Here is a 17,497-nt window from a genome sequence, read left to right on the forward strand (position 1 = left end):
CGTATCATGGCGCGGCAACCTCAAAAACTTATTCGCTAAATCAGGAAAACTGGTGACCCCGGCGCGATTCGAACGCGCGACCCTCAGATTAGGAATCTGATGCTCTATCCTGCTGAGCTACGGGGCCTTTATGCGGTCGATTAGCATGATTTGACGTCCGTGGCGACCCCTGGCTGCAACAGACTGTAGCTGCCGATGGGGATTGTTTGTCGAGGACGCCGGTGCGCGGCGAGGGGAATGTTGACGCGCCGTGGGCTGCTCCCGCGTTGTCCTGATTTTTACTGCCGTTTTACTGGCGTGTCTTGGACTTGCCTTATTCGCTGCTTAGCAGTTTGGATCATCGTGACCGCTTTCTCAGCCTTGCCCGATGCCATGCATGTTGTCGGGTGACGTGTGCCTTGCGCTGCCTGCCTGCAGGAAGCGTTCCGGAAAAGGGTCGCGTACCAAGGTGAAGGAAGCGGACGTGCCACAGCGGCGACAGAAAACGGGATGGAGAAAAGCCGGGCGGGTGACAACCCTGCGCACGGCTGCCGCACCGTTGCTTGCCGGCTGTGCTGCCGTTCTGCTGACCCAGGCCGTAGCCGCTGACGAGCGCGCGCCGGTGGAGCGCCCGGAAATACCCGAGGCTGCCGATGTTTGCGCCGGGGTGCGGGAACAAACCGTTCAGGTGACCTTCGACAGCAGTGAAGCCTTGTTCGTGTCCGCCGCCGGAGACCGCTTCCTTGCGAGCGATATCGAGATGCCGGTGCAGGCGTCAGGACAGGCGGGCGGCGAAGATGCCCGCCGGAACACCTTGCAAACCTATCTGGAAAGTCGGCCTGATCTGGAGCTGGCCGCAGTCGCGGCTGGACCGGAAAACCGCTGGGGGCTAACGCCCGGCTGGGTGTTCGTTTCGGATGATGGCCATTCCGCGCTTCTGCAGGAGCAACTTTTGAAGGCAGGCGTTGCCATTTTTGCTCCGGGCCATGCCGGAGCTGAGTGTGCAGACGCCTTGCGGGCCGCGGAAACGCAGGCAAGCCTGGCACGAGCGGGCCTTTGGGGCGAGACATCGCCGCGTCTTGTCTATTCCGCAGCCGCGCCAAAGTCTTTCAGCGACGCTTCCGGGCACTATGTTATTGCAAGAGGACGTATTGTTTCCCTTGGAAAAACGCGCAGCACCCGTTATCTGAACTTCGGAAAATACTGGAAAACAGATTTCACGGTCACGCTGAAGGCTTCAGCTGAGGACGACGTCAACACGGCCCTCGGGCGATCCGGCTGGACGCTGGATGCCCTGGAAGGGCAGGTTGTCGAAATACGCGGCTCCGTTCAGGAAAGGGACGGACCGTCTATGGTGCTCCGCCATCCGGAGCAACTGGTGGTACTGAATGACAAAAGGGCAGGACGTGACGGCCAAAGCAGCAACTGATTTCCGTCAGCCGGCATGTTTGCCCGCGCGGCGCGGCCTGCGCCGGACCTGGCTGCGCAACCTTGTTGCAGGCGGTTCCGCGCTTCTGGTGGCCTCCTGCCAGTTGCTGGGCGACGGGCCGACCGTCGGCACGGTAACGCCCGGTACACTGCGCCCCAACCTTGCGGCCGATATCGGCGAGCGGGAGCATCCGCGCGTGGTGGCCACCTATGGCGGGGTCTACAAGGACGCCGGCGCGGAGCGGGCTGTTGCGAGCGTTGTCGGCCGGCTGGTGGCGGCATCGGAAGACCCCTCGCAGAGCTACAAGATCACCATTTTGAATTCGCCGGCCATCAACGCCTTCGCCCTGCCGGGCGGCTATCTTTATGTCACGCGCGGCCTCTTGGCACTTGCCAACGACACGTCGGAAGTTGCCGCCGTGCTGGCGCACGAGATGGCGCATGTGACGGCGAACCACGCAATCAAGCGCCAGCAACGCGCTGAAGCCAAGCAGCTTGCCAACAAGATCCTGACCGACGTGGTGCAGGACAGCGAGGAAGCCCGCAAGGCGATCATCTCGTCGCAGCTTTCCTTTGCCCGCTTCAGCCAGGTGCAGGAGCTTGAAGCCGACGATATCGGTGTGAAGACCCTCGCAAGGGCCGGTTTCGACCCCTATGCCGCTGCACGGTTCCTGCGGTCCATGGCAGCCTTCGCCCGCTACCAGTCCGCCGACAAGTCGGGCTCGACCGCGCCAGACTTCCTGTCTTCCCACCCCTCCACGCCGGAGCGCTTGCAGATCGCCATCCGCGCGGCCCGTCAGATCGGTGCACCGGGCATCGGCGAACGTGACCGCACCCGCTATCTCAGCCAGATCGACGGCATGCTGTTCGGCGACGACCCGCTTGAAGGGTTCGTCCGTGGACGTTCCTTCCTGCACAAGGCGCTCGGCATCAGCTACACCGTGCCTTCCGGCTACATTCTGGAGAACACGCCCGAAGCGGTTCTGGCCAGCAATGGCGACGGCACGGCGATCCGGTTCGACGGGGCAGATGTCAGCAGCTATTCCGGCCTGCGTGATTACATGAACTCCGGCTGGATCAACGGCCTGCTGCCCGAAAGCGTCCGCGAAACGACGATCAACGGTCTGCCGGCGGTCACCGGGGCGGCCATCACCCAGGGCTGGTCCTTCCGCATTGCGGTGATCCGGATCGGCAAGACAGGCTATCGCTTCATCTTTGCCAGCCGCTCGCCCAATGAAACGTTCGACCGGGATTTCCACCAGACGGTGGAAAGCTTCCAGCAGCTGTCGCCGACCGAGCGTGCCCGCCTGCGCTCGCTCCGGATCAAGGTCGTCACCTCCAAGCCGGGCGACACACCGCGGAAACTGGCGATCGGCATGAGCGGTGTCGAGCCTTCACGGCGGCTGGAATTCTTCTCCATCCTGAACGATCTGAACGCCGATCAGGCGATCCCGACAGGCACGGCGATCAAGCTGATCGTCGACTGACGGTTTTTCTCCCGGTTCGGCTCCGGCATTTGTCTGGCTGAAAACTGACGGAGCTCAAAAAAAGGCGGACCGGAAGGTCCGCCCGTCAGAGTTACTTGGAGGAGATAGAGGTCAGGTGCTGTAGGCGGCCCTGTCCGGCTGTGCTGCCAACAGGGCGGATTTCAGTTTTTCCATGGCCCGGCTTTCAATCTGCCGCACGCGTTCCTTGGAAATGCCGAGTTTCACGCCAAGCGATTCCAGCGTGGCGCCCTCTTCCGACAGGCGTCTTTCACGCACGATTTTCAATTCGCGCTCGCTGAGAACCTCCAGGGCGGAGGACAGCCAGCGACGCCGGCGTTCGGCATCGATGTTGACGGTCACGATCTCGTCCGGCAACGGGGCATCGGACACAAGGAAGTCCTGACGGTCCGCGCTGGAGCCTTCGCTGTCGGTCACAGGAGCGTTCAGGGACGTATCAGGGCCGGACAGCCGCGCATTCATGAGGGCGACATCGGACTGCTTGACGCCGATTGCGTCGGCGATCTTCTGGTGAAGCTCGCTGTCGGTCAGAGGAGTCTGATTGCCGGAGAGCTTGGCACGCAGGCGCCGAAGGTTGAAGAACAGGGCCTTCTGGGAGGAAGAGGTGCCACCACGAACGATCGACCAGTTGCGCAGGATATAGTCCTGGATGGAAGCGCGGATCCACCACGTGGCATAGGTGGAAAAGCGCACTTCCCGTTCCGGTTCGAACCGGGCGGCAGCCTCCAGAAGGCCAACATGGCCCTCCTGGATCAGATCGCCAAGCGACAGCCCGAAGTTGCGGAAGCGTGAGGCAACGGCTATGACCAGGCGCATGTGCGAGAGCGACAATTTCTCAAGCGCTTTCTCATCCCGGTTATGTCGCCAGCGGATCGCAAGCTCCAGTTCCTCTTCGCGCGTGAGGTAGGGGGCTTTCATCGCGGCCCTTACCAGTTGACGTTTCTCGCTCTGGGACATGATCGACGCTCCGATATGTTATCGGGGGAAATACGTACCGAAGCGTAGGTTAGATCACTTATCGCTACCGTTGGGGCAGTTTTTGTGCACTTTCGCGTGAACAGCGCGCGAGGTGGCGGTGCCAAAACGAATAAGGGCCCGGATTTCTCCAGGCCCTCGTCGATTTTCGCGTTCGGAAAATCCGCTTGGATCAAGCGGCTTCTTCCTTGTCCTCGTCGTCTTCCGCTGCAGCTTCCTCAGCGGCTTTGATGCGGCTCGGAGATTTTGCCAGGTTCTGTTCGATCTGCTTGACCGCTTCGGTTTCGGAACATTTGTTCACTGCCGCGATTTCGCGGGCCATACGGTCGAGCGCAGCTTCGTAGAGCTGGCGTTCAGAGTAGGACTGTTCCGGCTGGTTTTCAGAGCGGAATAGATCGCGAACCACTTCAGAGATCGCGATCAGGTCGCCGGAGTTGATCTTGGCTTCATATTCCTGAGCGCGGCGGCTCCACATCGTCCGCTTAACGCGCGGGCGGCCACGAACGGTCTCGAGAGCCTTCTTGACGGCCGCAGGGTCGCCAAGCTTGCGCATGCCGACGGAGGCAATCTTTGCCACCGGGACACGAAGGGTCATCTTGTCCTGTTCAAAAACGATAACGAGCAACTCCAAAGAGTGACCTGCAACGTTCTGCTCTTCAATGGCGGTAATCTGGCCGACGCCATGCGCCGGATAAACAATGTACTCGCCCGTCTTGAAACCTTGGCGCTGCGCGGTCTTTTTGGTGTTCGTTGCCATACTCGTATTCTCTCCTGCGCAGTTGGCGGTCCGGGTTCGGACCGATGACGGACCGCGGTGCGGTCCCCTGTTCTTGTGCGACACGAACCCCGCAGAGCGATCCGTAATGGAACGCCTGTTGATATGCGGCGTGTCAGGGCTGGTCAGTCGACGTTTTCCACTTTAGAACCTTGATCAGTCATATGAGCTGCCGGGAGCTTGATCTGTCCGGTTGTTGATACCCGGGACAGTTTTCAAAGACTCCGTTTTGGGGGTTGTTCTCGTGGTTGGCGACTATCTTCCATGTGTACCACACTTTTGTGGAAAATTAAAGTACTGAGCTTTGATGGTGCCAAAACACCACAAGGGCCCCGCCCGGTCGCCACGGGCAGGTACCTGAAAAAGATGGAAGAATCGCCGTTTTAAGCAGTTCTTGTTTGTCTTGCGGCAGTCTGCCGCACAAGCAGTTTTCGCGAATCAGGACGCAGGATTCGGCGAAAAATACTTTTCGAACTTGTTTTCCTTGCCGTCAAACTCTTCAGCGTCCGGCAACGGTTCTTTTTTCTCAGTGATGTTCGGCCACTTTTCAGAGTATTCGGCATTGACCTCGATCCATTTCTCGAGGCCGGGCTCCGTGTCAGGCAAAATCGCCTCCGCCGGGCATTCCGGCTCGCAGACGCCGCAGTCGATACATTCGTCCGGATTGATGACGAGGAAATTCTCACCCTCGTAGAAACAGTCCACCGGGCAGACTTCAACACAGTCGGTGTATTTGCATTTGATGCAATTGTCCGTGACGACGTAGGTCATCGCTATCCTCATTCGGCGCCGGGCAGCCTGCAGCCGATTTGCGCAAGGCCCTGGCGGTCAGTTTCGTGCCGCTCTCGCAAAGAAGGCGCACGTATAACGTCTGGTGCAGATGTTGGGTATCGTTTTTGTCAAACGGGCGCAAGCGCTCTGGATGACGCAGTCCGGGCCTGAAAGAGAAAGTTTTTCTGTTTTCCGGGCTTTGGCAGGAAACAGCGTCAATCGCCGCCGCGGAACGCGTCGATTTTCCGCCGCTCGCGCTTGGTCGGGCGACCGGCACCAGCCTCGCGCTGTGCAGGCGCAGGTGGCGGCGGGGCATCCTTCGGCGGGGGCGGCGGCGACAGATCCTCGTAAAGCTTGCGGGCTTCTTCATAAGGACCGCGCCTGGTGCCGAGAGCAAGGATCTTGAGGACGAGGATACGGCGATCCAGGCCGATGGTCAGAACGTCGCCGGTTCGGACAGTCTTGCTGGCGGAATCGATCTTGTCCTTGTTCACCCGGACATGACCGGATGTCGCCAGCTTCTGGGCAAGAGAGCGGGATTTGGTGACCCTGGCGTACCAGAGCCACTTGTCGATGCGCAGGCTGCCGGCGGCAGCATTGTTTTCAGGCGCAGGAATTACTTCTTGTCCTTGCTGTCCATATTCGCCTTCAAGGCCATCAGGGCCGCGAAGGGCGAGTTCGGATCGATCGGCTTGTCCCTTGGGGCCTTGTCGCGGCGGTTGCCACCGTCAAAGCCCTTCTGGCCGCCATGACCACCACGGCCGCGGCCTTCGCCTTTCGGTCCGCCCTTGCCGTGACGCTTCTCGCCCTGACCACCTTTGGCACCCTGACCTTGGCCCTGGCCCCGGCGGTTGTCGCCGCCACGGCGCTGGTCCTGACGGCCGCGTGGACGGCGGTCGTGCCGGCCCGGACGCCAGATCTCGATGGTCACCGTTTCCAGTTCGGCTTCACCCGCAGTGGCCTCAGCAGCGGTTTCGCCTTCCGTCTGTGCATCCGGCGTTGCTTCCACAGCGGCGGTTTCAGCGGGTTCAACGGCTTCGCCTTCGGCAGATGCAGCAGCTTCGGCGGGGGCTTCCGCCGGTTCGGACACCGCTTCAGATTCGGCCGTGGCCGGTTCAGAGGCGGCTTCGGCGGCCACGGCTTCGGTCGTTTCTTCCGTAGCGGTTGCTTCGGCGGGAGTGTCCGCTTCGGTCGCAGCAGTTTCCGCCACTGGCGCCTCTGCCGGTGCTTCCGTTGCCGGCTTGGCCGCAACAGGGCGCTGCACTTCCTTGGTCTCGGACCGGTAGCCGAGGGATTTCAGCACGGCGGAGAAGTCCTCGCCGGCACAGCCGAGCAGCGATGTCATGGCAACGGTAACGGTGAAGCCGCCTCCGGTTGCGACCGCGCCTTCCGGCGGGCTGACTTCCGCATCAAGCGGCTTCCAGGCGATCAGCGGACGGATCAGGTCAGCCAGGCGTTCCAGAATGTCGACGCGAACGGCACGCGGGCCACAGACGCGGAAACCGACAACCTTGTAAAGCGCCTTGTCGATGGTTTCATCAACCGGGATGGACGTGCGGCCGGATGCAGACAGCTGTGGCAGCTCGGCCATGCCGTTCATGTCCAGCGAACCGTGCTTCAAGGCCCAGAGCTGTGCCAGCAGCTGGCTCGGCGCAGGCTTCAGCAGGGCGGGCACGAACACGGTGTAGGCACCAAAGCGGATGCCGTGCTTGCGCAGGCTGGCGCGCATGTCCTGGTCGAGCTGGCGGATTTCGTCGGCAGCTTCCTGGCGTTCCAGGATTCCGAGGCCTTCAACGATGCGGAACGCGATGCCGCGGGCAAGACCTTCCAGGCCTTCGCCGGCCTTCAGGTCGACAAGCGGTTTCAGCAGGGTATCGATCTGTGCCTTGACCCACAGATCAAGCCGCGCCTGTACATTGTCGCGTGCCGGGCCGGTCAGATGTTCATCGGCCAGCAGCAGCACGACGGGCGTCAGTACCTCTTCTCCGGAGACGAGCTTGGCCACGGGTTCCCCGCGCCAGCGGATCACGGCTTCGGACGTCAGCACGAAATCGGAGTTCTCGGACTTGCCGAGCTTGTCCGCACGGGATTCGATTTCGGTGGTCAGGGCCTTTTGGGCTGCGGCACGCACGGTCTTGCCGTCCGGTCCTTCAGCTGCCGCGTCAGGGGCAAACCGGAAGCCAAGCAGATTCCCGATGTGCTGACCTTCCACGAGCACATCGCCGCTCGATGTAATTTCCGCTTCCAGCATTGCGTTCTCTCTCAAACGTCGCATCAATACACTTGTACGCCGATCCACGAACCGCTGCGTCAGCCGCTCGTGAAGGGCGTCAGATAGTTTGTCTTCTATGTCGCGCGTCTCGCCCTGCCAGTGGGCCGGATCGGCCAGCCAGTCGGGACGGTTGGCGACATAGGTCCAGGTCCGGATATGTGCAATCCGGTTTGCGAGAGTGTCGATATCACCATCTGTGCGGTCTGCGAAGGCCAATTGACGCGAGAACCAGTCATCGGCAATCGCATTGTCCTGCATCAGGTGGGTGTAAATGGTGTTGAGCAACTCTGCGTGGTTCGCCGGGGCGATCTTACGATAGTCGGGGACCTGACACACGTCCCATAACAATTCGACCGCATTTCCGCCCTTTGCCATGCCGGATATTGCGGGATCGCGCAATAAATGTTCAAGAGCGGTGATGTCGTCGCCAATGGGTGCCCTTGCGAGACCCTCTTCACGCGGCACCATGTCGAGGCTTGAGCGCAAGGCGTTTGCCGACGAAAAATCCAGCGCACTGTTGCGCCATTGCAGCACTTTCAGGCTGTCGAAGTGGTGGCTTTCGATCTGTTCGACCAGGTCGTCGTCCAGCGGATCGACCCGTCCGGTCACCCCGAAGGTGCCATCCTTGGTGTGGCGGCCGGCCCGTCCAGCGATCTGACCCATCTCCGAGGCGGTCAGCTGGCGGTACTGATAGCCGTCGTATTTGCGGTTGCCGGCAAAGGCGATGTGATGGACGTCGAGGTTCAGCCCCATGCCGATGGCATCGGTCGCCACCAGATGGTCGACATCGCCGTTCTGGAACAGTTCCACTTGTGCATTGCGCGTGCGCGGACTCAGCGAGCCGAGCACCACGGCCGCCCCGCCGCGTTGGCGACGGATGAGCTCTGCAATGGAATAGACTTCGTCTGACGAGAAGGCGACGATGGCCGAACGGGCCGGCAGGCGCGAGACCTTCTTGGAGCCCGCATATTCCAGCACGGACATGCGCGGCCGCGTGACCACATTGATGCCCGGCAGCAGTTTTTCCAGCAGCGGGCGTGCGGTCGCCGCACCCAGCAGGAGCGTTTCGGATTGACCGCGGACATTCAGGATGCGGTCGGTGAAGACATGACCGCGATCGAGGTTGCCCGCCAGCTGCACTTCGTCGATAGCGACGAAATCCGTCTTCAGGTCCAGCGGCATGGCCTCAACCGTCGAGACCCAGAACCGCGGGTTCTTCGGGACGATCTTTTCTTCGCCGGTGACCAGCGCCACCGCTTCCGGACCCGCGCGGTCGGCAACACGGTTATAGACTTCACGCGCGAGCAGGCGCAGCGGCAGCCCTATCAGCCCGGAAGGCTGGGCCAGCATGCGTTCAATGGCGAGGTGGGTCTTGCCGGTATTGGTCGGTCCGAGCACGGCCGTCACAGTGCGGGACCGGGCAGACGGCGGCAGCGGCAGGGTCTGGGGACGGGGCATGGGGAGGCTTGTGATCGGCTTTCTTCGGATCGGCGCAAACGGATGGCGCCTATATCTGGTGTCGCGTGTCTAGCACAGCCGGGGCGGGCATGTCCTTATTCTTTTGGCCAGCCGGTCAGGTTTTTGACGGTTGAAATATGTTGTGGAGAACGACTCTGGAACAAACCGAAACCGAATCGGCGACTCCGGACGATTCAGGATTTGTTCCCTACGACATGTGGTTTGCGAGGTGGGTAGAGCCACAAAATCCTGAATCTGGTCAAGAGGTTGAGTCGTTTTGCGCGGATGTCGCTGATTTGCTTCGAATCTCTGTCAATGATTAATTTTCCATAAACGCGTATCATCGCCGGAGGAGAATGCCGTTTACCCGGGGACACAGGGTGAACGAATCTTGGACGAATCGCTGATTCATAAAGGTTGCGGATTTGTTCTCACAAGATCTAGTGGGTTTCCGGTAGAGCGGTGTCCATGCAGTTGGGCCGTCCGGAGGGTGATTTTGTCTTGCCGACAGGAATGTGTCCCGAAATGGTCAGCAGCCACGCAAGCCGGTTTTTGCGGTTTCGGCGCCTGTCCCGATCTGAAAATTGCTGCGCTGCACCTTTTTAAAAAAGTCCGGGAGGATCTGGGGTTCAATCGAATTAGTGTTCGTTTTCCTACAGTTACGGGCGCAGACGCAAAATTATTTTCCAAGTTAAAAAAAGGACATAGCTTCTGCCCCTTTTCAAGCGCCTCCGACCAAAGTAGAAATCTTGCCGAAACTGGCTTTTCGTTTTGCGTAAAATTAGGGGGAGAAGGCGTTTGGCGATAACAAAAATTCTCGTTGCTAACCGATCTGAAATCGCGATCCGGGTGTTCCGTGCCGCCAACGAGCTGGGCATGAAGACCGTTGCGATCTATGCCGAGCAGGACAAACTGGCATTGCACCGGTTCAAGTCCGACGAAGCGTATCAGGTCGGCAAGGGGCTCGGGCCGATCGAGGCGTACCTCTCCATCGACGAGATTATCCGCGTTGCCAAACTCTCCGGTGCAGACGCCATTCACCCCGGTTACGGCCTTCTGTCCGAAAGCCCGGAATTCGTGGATGCCTGCGAACAAGCCGGCATCACCTTCATCGGACCGAAGTCCGAAACCATGCGCCGCCTGGGCAACAAGGTGGCCGCGCGCAATCTGGCCATCGAGGCGGGTGTGCCGGTGATGCCGGCAACGGACCCGCTGCCGGACGACATGGACGAAATCAAGCGCCAGGCCGCCGAGATCGGCTACCCGGTCATGCTGAAGGCCTCCTGGGGCGGTGGTGGCCGCGGCATGCGCGTCATTCCGGACGAAGCGACCCTGGCCAAGGAAGTTCTGGCGGCCAAGCGCGAAGCCATGGCGGCATTCGGCAAGGACGAGATCTATCTGGAGAAACTGGTCCAGCGGGCGCGCCACGTCGAAGTTCAGATCCTGGGCGACGGCGAGAACGTGGTTCATCTGTACGAGCGCGACTGTTCCATCCAGCGCCGCCACCAGAAGGTGGTCGAGCGCGCTCCGGCGCCGTATCTTTCGGCCGAAAAGCGGGCCGAGCTCTGTGAATATGGTCTGAAGATCGGCCGGGCCGTGAATTACCGCGGTGCCGGCACGGTCGAGTTCCTGATGGATGCCGACACCGGTGCCATCTACTTCATTGAAGTGAACCCGCGCGTTCAGGTGGAACACACGGTGACGGAAGAGGTCACCGGCATCGACATCGTCCAGGCACAGATCAAGATCTGCGAAGGCGAGAAGATCGGCACGCCGGAAAGCGGCGTTCCCTCCCAGGACAAGATCCGTCTCAACGGCCATGCCCTGCAGTGCCGCATCACGACGGAAGATCCGGAGCAGAACTTCATTCCGGATTACGGGCGCATCACCGCCTATCGCGGGGCGACGGGCTTCGGCATCCGTCTGGACGGCGGCACGGCTTATTCCGGTGCGGTCATCACCCGTTTCTACGATCCGCTTCTTGAAAAGGTCACGGCCTGGGCCCCGACGGCGGAAGACGCCCGCAAGCGCATGGACCGCGCCCTGCGCGAATTCCGTATCCGCGGTGTGGCGACAAACCTGGTGTTCCTGGAGAACATCATCAGCCACGCGGACTTCAAGGCCAACAACTACACGACCCGTTTCATCGACGAGACGCCGGCCCTGTTCGAGCAGACCAAGCGTCAGGACCGCGCAACCAAGCTCCTGACCTATATCGCCGACGTTTCGGTGAACGGTCATCCGGAAACCAAGAGCCGTGCCCGTCCGCCGAAGGATGTGGCCGCGCCCGTCATCCCGAACTTCGGCGATGCCAAGCCCTCCGGCACACGCCAGTTGCTGGACGAATTGGGTCCGAAGGGTTTTGCCGACTGGATGAAGGACCAGAAGCGGACGCTGGTGACCGACACGACCATGCGCGATGCGCACCAGTCGTTGCTGGCAACCCGCATGCGGACCCACGATATCGTCAACATCGCGGATGCCTATGCAGCCGGTCTGCCGAGCCTGTTCTCGCTGGAATGCTGGGGTGGCGCGACCTTCGACGTTGCCATGCGCTTCCTGACCGAAAGCCCGTGGGAACGCCTGCACAAGATCCGCGAAAAGGCGCCGAATATCCTGTTGCAGATGCTGCTGCGCGGCTCCAACGGTGTCGGTTACACCAACTATCCGGACAATGTGGTCAAGTATTTCGTGGCGGAAGCCGCTGAAAACGGCATTGACCTCTTCCGGGTGTTCGACTGCCTCAACTGGGTGGAGAACATGCGTGTGTCCATGGACGCGGTCCAGGAAGCAGGCAAGCTGTGCGAAGGGGTGCTCTGCTATACCGGCGACATGCTGGACAGTGCCCGGCCGAAATACGACCTGAAATACTATGTCGGCCTTGCCAAGGAACTGGAAGCAGCCGGCGCACACATCCTGGGTCTCAAGGACATGGCCGGCTTGTTGAAGCCGGAAGCAGCCAAGGTCCTGATCCGGACGCTGAAACAGGAAGTCGGCCTGCCGATCCATTTCCACACGCACGACACGTCCGGCATCGCCGCGGCCACTGTTCTGGCAGCGGTCGAAGCGGGCGCCGACGCGGTGGATGCAGCCATGGACGCGCTGTCCGGCCTGACCTCCCAGCCGTGCCTTGGCTCCATCGTGGAAGCCCTGCGCGGTTCCGACCGTGATACCGGCCTCGATGCCAAGACGATCCGCCAGATCTCGTTCTACTGGGAAGCGGTGCGGACCCAATATCGTGCCTTCGAAAGCGACCTGCGCTTCGGGGCATCGGAAGTCTACCTGCACGAAATGCCGGGCGGGCAGTTCACCAACCTCAAGGAACAGGCCCGTTCGCTTGGCCTGGAAACCCGCTGGCACGAAGTGGCGCAGGCCTATGCCGACGTCAACATGATGTTTGGTGACATCGTCAAGGTGACCCCGTCTTCCAAGGTCGTCGGCGACATGGCGCTGATGATGGTCAGCCAGGGGCTGAGCGTGGCGGAGGTCGAGGATCCGGCGAAAGACGTCGCGTTCCCGGACAGCGTCGTCAAGATGCTGCACGGTGACCTCGGCCAGTCTCCGGGCGGATGGCCGGAAGCGCTTCAGAAGAAGGTTCTGAAGGGCGAAACCCCGATCACCGTGCGGCCGGGGTCGCTCCTGAAGGATGCCGATCTGGATGCGGAGCGAAAGACTGTTTCCGACAAGACCGGCCACGGCATCAGCAACACCGAGCTTGCCTCCTATCTCATGTACCCGAAGGTGTTCACCGACTTCGACAAGGCCCAGCAGCAATATGGTCCGACGTCCGTCCTGCCGACTCCGGTCTATTTCTACGGCCTGGAACCGGGTGACGAGATCTCCGTCGATCTGGAAGCCGGCAAGACGCTGGTGATCCGCTGCCAGGCGATTGGCGAGACCGACGAGAAGGGCGAGAAGAAGGTCTTCTTCGAGCTCAACGGTCAGCCGCGCAATGTCAAGGTTCCGGACCGCGCCCATGGCGCCACCGGAGCTGCCGCAATGCGCAAGGCCGAGGACGGCAACGCGGCGCATGTCGGAGCACCGATGCCGGGCGTCATTTCCACGGTGGCGATCACCGCCGGTCAGGATGTCACCGCCGGTGATGTGCTGGTCTCGATCGAAGCCATGAAAATGGAAACCGCGCTCCACGCCGAACGCGACGGCAAGGTCAAGGAAGTCCTGGTCTCACCGGGTTCGCAGATCGACGCCAAGGACCTTCTGGTGGTCTTCGAAAGCTAAGATGCTGGCTACAGCATCAACCAAAGGCCGTCCGGATCCATTCCGGGCGGCCTTTTTGTGTCCACCTCGCCCGTCATTCCGGACCAGCGCGGCGGAGCCGCGTGCAGATCCGGAAGCCAGATATCATTCGCGCTGCAAGCGCGTCTTTCTTCCAGCTTGAGGGTTCGCTGTGCTCACGCAGATGCGCTGGATTCCGGATCTGCGTGCAGCTTCGCTGCACTTGTCCGGAATGACGGTGGACGAGAGGCGGATTGTCTTCCTGGTCAGCCCCGTTCCCGAGCCATCTCCAGCAGCTTGCGGACAGTGTTGAGGTTTCTGGCGGTGCCGGGTTTCAGGGCCGGGAACTTCAATTTGGAGGGACCAGAGCCGTCAGGGTAACGGACGACGATTTCACGTCCAAGGACGACGGCCTCTTCGCCATCGGGTGCTACCATCGCCTCGAGGGCATCGGAGGGAGCAGCCTCCGGCAGAAAGTTCACCAGTACGCGGTTTGGCGGGGCGTCCGGAAACGGCATTTGCGCGCAAAGAGTTTCGAGTTCCGGGATGGTCCGAAGCATGACGCCCGGCGTCTTGCCGAAATAAGCCGTGAGGACTTCGGTGAGCCGGCACAGAACGTCCTCGGCTTCCAGATCTGACGTGAAGACAAGATTTCCGCTCTGTATATAGGTTGCAACAGCTTCAAGGCCGATGTCCTCAGCCATGGACCGAAGATCTGCCATCGGCAGCTTTCCGGTTCCGCCGACATTCACGGCGCGGAGCAGGGCGACAAAGACAGTCATCGTGGTGTCCCGGTGGTTTCTGTTTCGCCGCATAGACAGCCTTATTCGCAAGCGTTGCGCAATCGGCGTCATTAAAAGATTGGGTGCTTGCGACACTCATTTCAAAAGCCGTTCGGGATTATTTGGGGCGACTTTTGTTACTCTTCGTCTGTCACCGGAGGTGAGACGCGCAGGGGAGTCCGGTGACAATTGTTGCAGAATGCGAGGCGCCTGAGCCCCAGCCACTGTCGTTCCGGATCTGCGCACGGCTTCGCCTTGCTTGTCCGGAATGACGGTGGAGGCAGTTCAGGGTCAGGTTAAAGCAATGTCTTGCCGGGGTATCGGGTCTGAAACGCCGGTTATTCCGCTGCCTTCAACATGCCGTGGCAAACCGGGGCGGCGGCCGTGCCGATCCAGAGGTCCAGAAAACGGTCGAGCCATTTCCGAACAGCGGGATCGTAAACGAAGCGTCCGGCAAAATGGTCGCGGCGTTGCTGGGCGCCGGGCAACTCCATGCGCGGGGCGCCCTTGGTCGTCCAGCGGACCATCATCTGGTGGGTCAGTTCCGGGTGAAACTGGATGCCGTAGGCGCAAGACCCGACGCGGATCGCCTGGTTCGGATAAGTCGGTCCGGAGGCCAGCAGATCGGCGCCGCGGGGCAGGTCGAACCCTTCCCGATGCCATTGATAGACCTTTTTCGGCCAGTCCATCAGGGATTTGCCTGCCTCGGTCGGCTGCAGCGGATAATAGCCGATCTCAACCAGGCTCTCATGATGGCCCGTGACTGTGCCGCCCATATGCTTGACCATCATCTGCGCACCAAGGCAGATGCCGAGAAAGGGTTTTTCCTCGGCAAGCGGAACACCGATCCAGTCGATTTCCTTTTGAATGAAGGCATCGGGATCGTTGGCGCTCATCGGGCCGCCGAAAATGACGGCGCCGGCATGGTTTTCCATGGTGTCGGGGAGAAGGTCGCCGAACCGAGGCTTGCGGATGTCCAGCGCGAAGCCGCGCTTTACAAGCTCAAGGCCCACTCGTCCGGGCGAGGAATGCTCCTGATGCAGGACAATCAGGACTTTCGGTCGGTTCTTCACGGGATCGGACTGAAAAAGCATGGACTTAATATGAGGGAGGTCGGCACGAAAATCGAGTCCCGTTGCCACTTCATCCTGCATAAATACGCGTCCCGGCTGATTATCGCGTGGGCGATCAGTCCAGTTCGTCGGTCTCCGGGGCAGTCTGGGCAACCTTGTGGCGCAGGGTCATGCGATCACGTGTGGAGACACCGAGAAGCTCGGCAACCCGCCAGATTGTGTTGTCCTCGAACTCGTGCACGTGGCCGTCGGCATAGACGATTTCCCACATCATCTCGACGATCGCGAGGCGCTCTTCCTCGTCGGTTGTGCGCTTCAGCACCGATGTGAAGCCGTACAGATCGACCGCTTCCTCGTCGCGCTGCTTGGCGGCGGCGATCAGTTCGGTCGTTTCCTTGTCCGTCAGGTCATAGTGCTTGCGCAGGATTTCCCGCAGCTTCGAGCTTTCGCTTTCCTCGATCACACCGTCGATATCGATCAGGTGAAACAAGAGAGCCGCCGCAGCCAGGCGCTTGTCGTCTTCGGCGAAGGTCTTTTCTCCGCTGTCACCAAAGGTCAGCTCCCGAACAAAACTTTTCAGCGCATTGAGCATGTCTGTCGTTCCTGTTGCCTGGCCCCCCAAACAGGCCGGCTTTTATTGCTATACCATTCCCTCTTTACCATCAAAGGGTTGATGTCGGCTTTAAGACTTTGAGATGGGAATCAAATCCGGCATTTATAAGTCAACTTTTTGGAACTGTTCTAAAGTATTGATTTTTTTGGAATTATAACTTGACTTCCTGCCTCATGAAATGGTTTCCCTCTCCCTGCGGCGCGTGTTTCCGCGCCACAAAATCATTCAGGTTTCGCCCAGAGACGGTCCACGCGCACTGCGGGCGACACATATTACGGGATGGATCAATGAATACTTTCAAGCTTGGCCTTCTGGCCGCTTCTGCCCTTTTCGTCACACCGGCCCTGGCTGCAGCACCTTCCGACGTTCTGTCGACCTACGGCGACATCGCCCAGGCGAAATATGCGGACTCGCTCGCAACGGCCAAGACGCTCAAGTCCGCGATAGACAAGCTCGTAGCTGAGCCGACCGAAGCAAACCTGGAAGCCGCGCGCACCGCCTGGAAGGAAGCACGCGACCCTTACCAGCAGACAGAGGCGTACCGTTTCGGCAACGCCATTGTCGACGATTGGGAAGGCAAGGTGAATGCCTGGCCGCTCGACGAAGGCCTGATCGACTATGTCGACGCGTCCTACGGTGATGAATCGGAAGAAAACGATCTCTACGTCGCCAACGTGATTGCAAATCCGACACTCAAGGTCGGTGGTGAAACCATCGATGCCACCGAAATCACGCCAACCCTGCTTGCAGACTCCCTTCAGGAAGCCGGCGAAGTGGAAACGAACGTTGCGACCGGTTACCACGCCATCGAATTCCTGCTGTGGGGTCAGGACCTCAACGGCACCGAAGCTGGTGCCGGCAACCGCCCTGCCACCGACTTTGATCCGGCCAACTGCACCGGTGGCAATTGCGAGCGCCGCATTCAGTATCTGCAGGCCGCAACCGATCTTCTGATTTCGGATCTTGAAGAAATGGCCAATGCCTGGGCTCCTGACGGGGCTGCGCGCGAAGAGCTGGCCGGCAAGGGCGAGGCCGGTGGTCTTGCTACCATCCTGACCGGCATGGGATCTCTTTCCTATGGCGAACTGGCCGGTGAGCGCATCAAGCTTGGCCTTATGCTGCATGATCCGGAAGAAGAGCATGACTGCTTCTCCGACAACACCCACATGTCGCACTACAACGACGTGGTCGGCATCCGGAACGTCTATTTCGGGTCGTACAAGAGCCCGGTCGGCAACGATGTTTCCGGTGCTTCCCTCGCCGATCTGGTGGCGGAAAAGGATCCGGCGCTGGCGGAAGAAATGAAGACGAAGCTCGACGCCACGCTGGCGGCTTTCGAAGCCATGAAGGCCCGGGCCGAAGGTGGTGAAGCCTATGACCAGATGATCGGCGAAGGCAATGACGAGGGCAACGCCGTCGTGCAGGCTGCTGTCGATGCGCTGGTTGACCAGACGGCTTCCATCGAGCGGGTCGTCAAGGTGCTTGAACTCGACGATATCGCGTTTGAAGGTTCCGACAGCCTGGACAACCCGGGCGCCGTTTTCGAATAATCGAACAGATCGTCAGGCGGCATCGGCCGCCTGACGGCTTGTCCGCGAATTGGGGCTCGCGGATTACAGTCAGGATGCGA

At 60.4% G+C, this 17,497-nt stretch carries 12 protein-coding genes and 1 tRNA gene; 4 read left to right on the plus strand and 9 right to left on the minus strand.

Annotated features, from left to right (window positions below; all coding sequences use genetic code 11):
- Positions 1-50 precede the first annotated feature (50 nt).
- Positions 51-127, minus strand: a tRNA-Arg gene (locus tag HCG46_RS21675).
- A gap of 381 nt (positions 128-508) precedes the next feature.
- On the opposite strand from HCG46_RS21675, the gene HCG46_RS21680 reads away from it, so the two are divergent.
- Together HCG46_RS21680 and HCG46_RS21685 are read left to right on the plus strand one after the other, a co-directional pair.
- Positions 509-1,408: a hypothetical protein gene (locus HCG46_RS21680; RefSeq protein WP_168687345.1), complete on the plus strand. Its 900-nt coding sequence runs from the start codon at positions 509-511 to the stop codon at positions 1,406-1,408.
- Positions 1,368-2,894, plus strand: coding sequence for a M48 family metalloprotease (locus tag HCG46_RS21685; RefSeq protein WP_208992226.1), 1,527 nt, complete (start codon positions 1,368-1,370; stop codon positions 2,892-2,894). Before HCG46_RS21680 ends, HCG46_RS21685 begins: the two co-directional genes overlap by 41 nt.
- Before the next feature lie 111 nt (positions 2,895-3,005).
- Here HCG46_RS21685 and HCG46_RS21690 read toward each other — a convergent pair whose 3' ends face one another.
- From HCG46_RS21690 to HCG46_RS21710, 5 genes are all read right to left on the minus strand, one after another.
- Positions 3,006-3,869 carry an RNA polymerase factor sigma-32 gene (locus tag HCG46_RS21690; protein WP_055660074.1) on the minus strand — a complete coding sequence of 288 codons (864 nt, stop codon included), beginning with the start codon at positions 3,867-3,869 and terminating at the stop codon, positions 3,006-3,008.
- 190 nt (positions 3,870-4,059) lie between these two features.
- On the minus strand, positions 4,060-4,644 hold the full coding sequence (locus HCG46_RS21695; protein WP_023002626.1) for a CarD family transcriptional regulator: 585 nt from the start codon (positions 4,642-4,644) through the stop codon (positions 4,060-4,062).
- 456 nt (positions 4,645-5,100) lie between these two features.
- On the minus strand, positions 5,101-5,433 hold the full coding sequence (gene fdxA, locus HCG46_RS21700) for a ferredoxin FdxA (protein ID WP_031270075.1): 333 nt from the start codon (positions 5,431-5,433) through the stop codon (positions 5,101-5,103).
- Between the two features lie 215 nt (positions 5,434-5,648).
- Positions 5,649-6,014: an RNA-binding S4 domain-containing protein gene (locus HCG46_RS21705; RefSeq protein ID WP_088665223.1), complete on the minus strand. Its 366-nt coding sequence runs from the start codon at positions 6,012-6,014 to the stop codon at positions 5,649-5,651.
- A gap of 35 nt (positions 6,015-6,049) precedes the next feature.
- Positions 6,050-9,163 carry a helicase-related protein gene (locus tag HCG46_RS21710; RefSeq protein ID WP_168687346.1) on the minus strand — a complete coding sequence of 1,038 codons (3,114 nt, stop codon included), beginning with the start codon at positions 9,161-9,163 and terminating at the stop codon, positions 6,050-6,052.
- 798 nt (positions 9,164-9,961) lie between these two features.
- Between HCG46_RS21710 and pyc the strand changes: the two genes are divergently transcribed.
- A complete protein-coding gene (pyc, locus tag HCG46_RS21715) occupies positions 9,962-13,402 on the plus strand; it encodes a pyruvate carboxylase (RefSeq protein ID WP_168687347.1) in 3,441 nt (1,146 codons plus the stop codon).
- A gap of 263 nt (positions 13,403-13,665) precedes the next feature.
- On the opposite strand, the gene HCG46_RS21720 is transcribed toward pyc, so the two are convergent.
- The 3 genes from HCG46_RS21720 to HCG46_RS21730 form a co-directional block, all read right to left on the minus strand.
- Complete coding sequence (locus tag HCG46_RS21720; RefSeq protein ID WP_168687348.1) at positions 13,666-14,181, minus strand: DUF1697 domain-containing protein; 516 nt, start codon at positions 14,179-14,181, stop codon at positions 13,666-13,668.
- 338 nt (positions 14,182-14,519) lie between these two features.
- On the minus strand, positions 14,520-15,275 hold the full coding sequence (locus HCG46_RS21725) for a glutamine amidotransferase (protein WP_055660066.1): 756 nt from the start codon (positions 15,273-15,275) through the stop codon (positions 14,520-14,522).
- Between the two features lie 94 nt (positions 15,276-15,369).
- Positions 15,370-15,846 carry a TerB family tellurite resistance protein gene (locus HCG46_RS21730; RefSeq protein WP_023002633.1) on the minus strand — a complete coding sequence of 159 codons (477 nt, stop codon included), beginning with the start codon at positions 15,844-15,846 and terminating at the stop codon, positions 15,370-15,372.
- A 308-nt stretch (positions 15,847-16,154) separates the two neighbouring features.
- Here HCG46_RS21730 and HCG46_RS21735 point away from each other — a divergent pair, with 308 nt between their 5' ends.
- Positions 16,155-17,417, plus strand: coding sequence for an imelysin family protein (locus HCG46_RS21735; RefSeq protein WP_168687349.1), 1,263 nt, complete (start codon positions 16,155-16,157; stop codon positions 17,415-17,417).
- Positions 17,418-17,497 lie beyond the last annotated feature (80 nt).

This window comes from Labrenzia sp. PO1 (assembly GCF_012273635.1).
Classification (GTDB): domain Bacteria; phylum Pseudomonadota; class Alphaproteobacteria; order Rhizobiales; family Stappiaceae; genus Roseibium; species Roseibium algicola.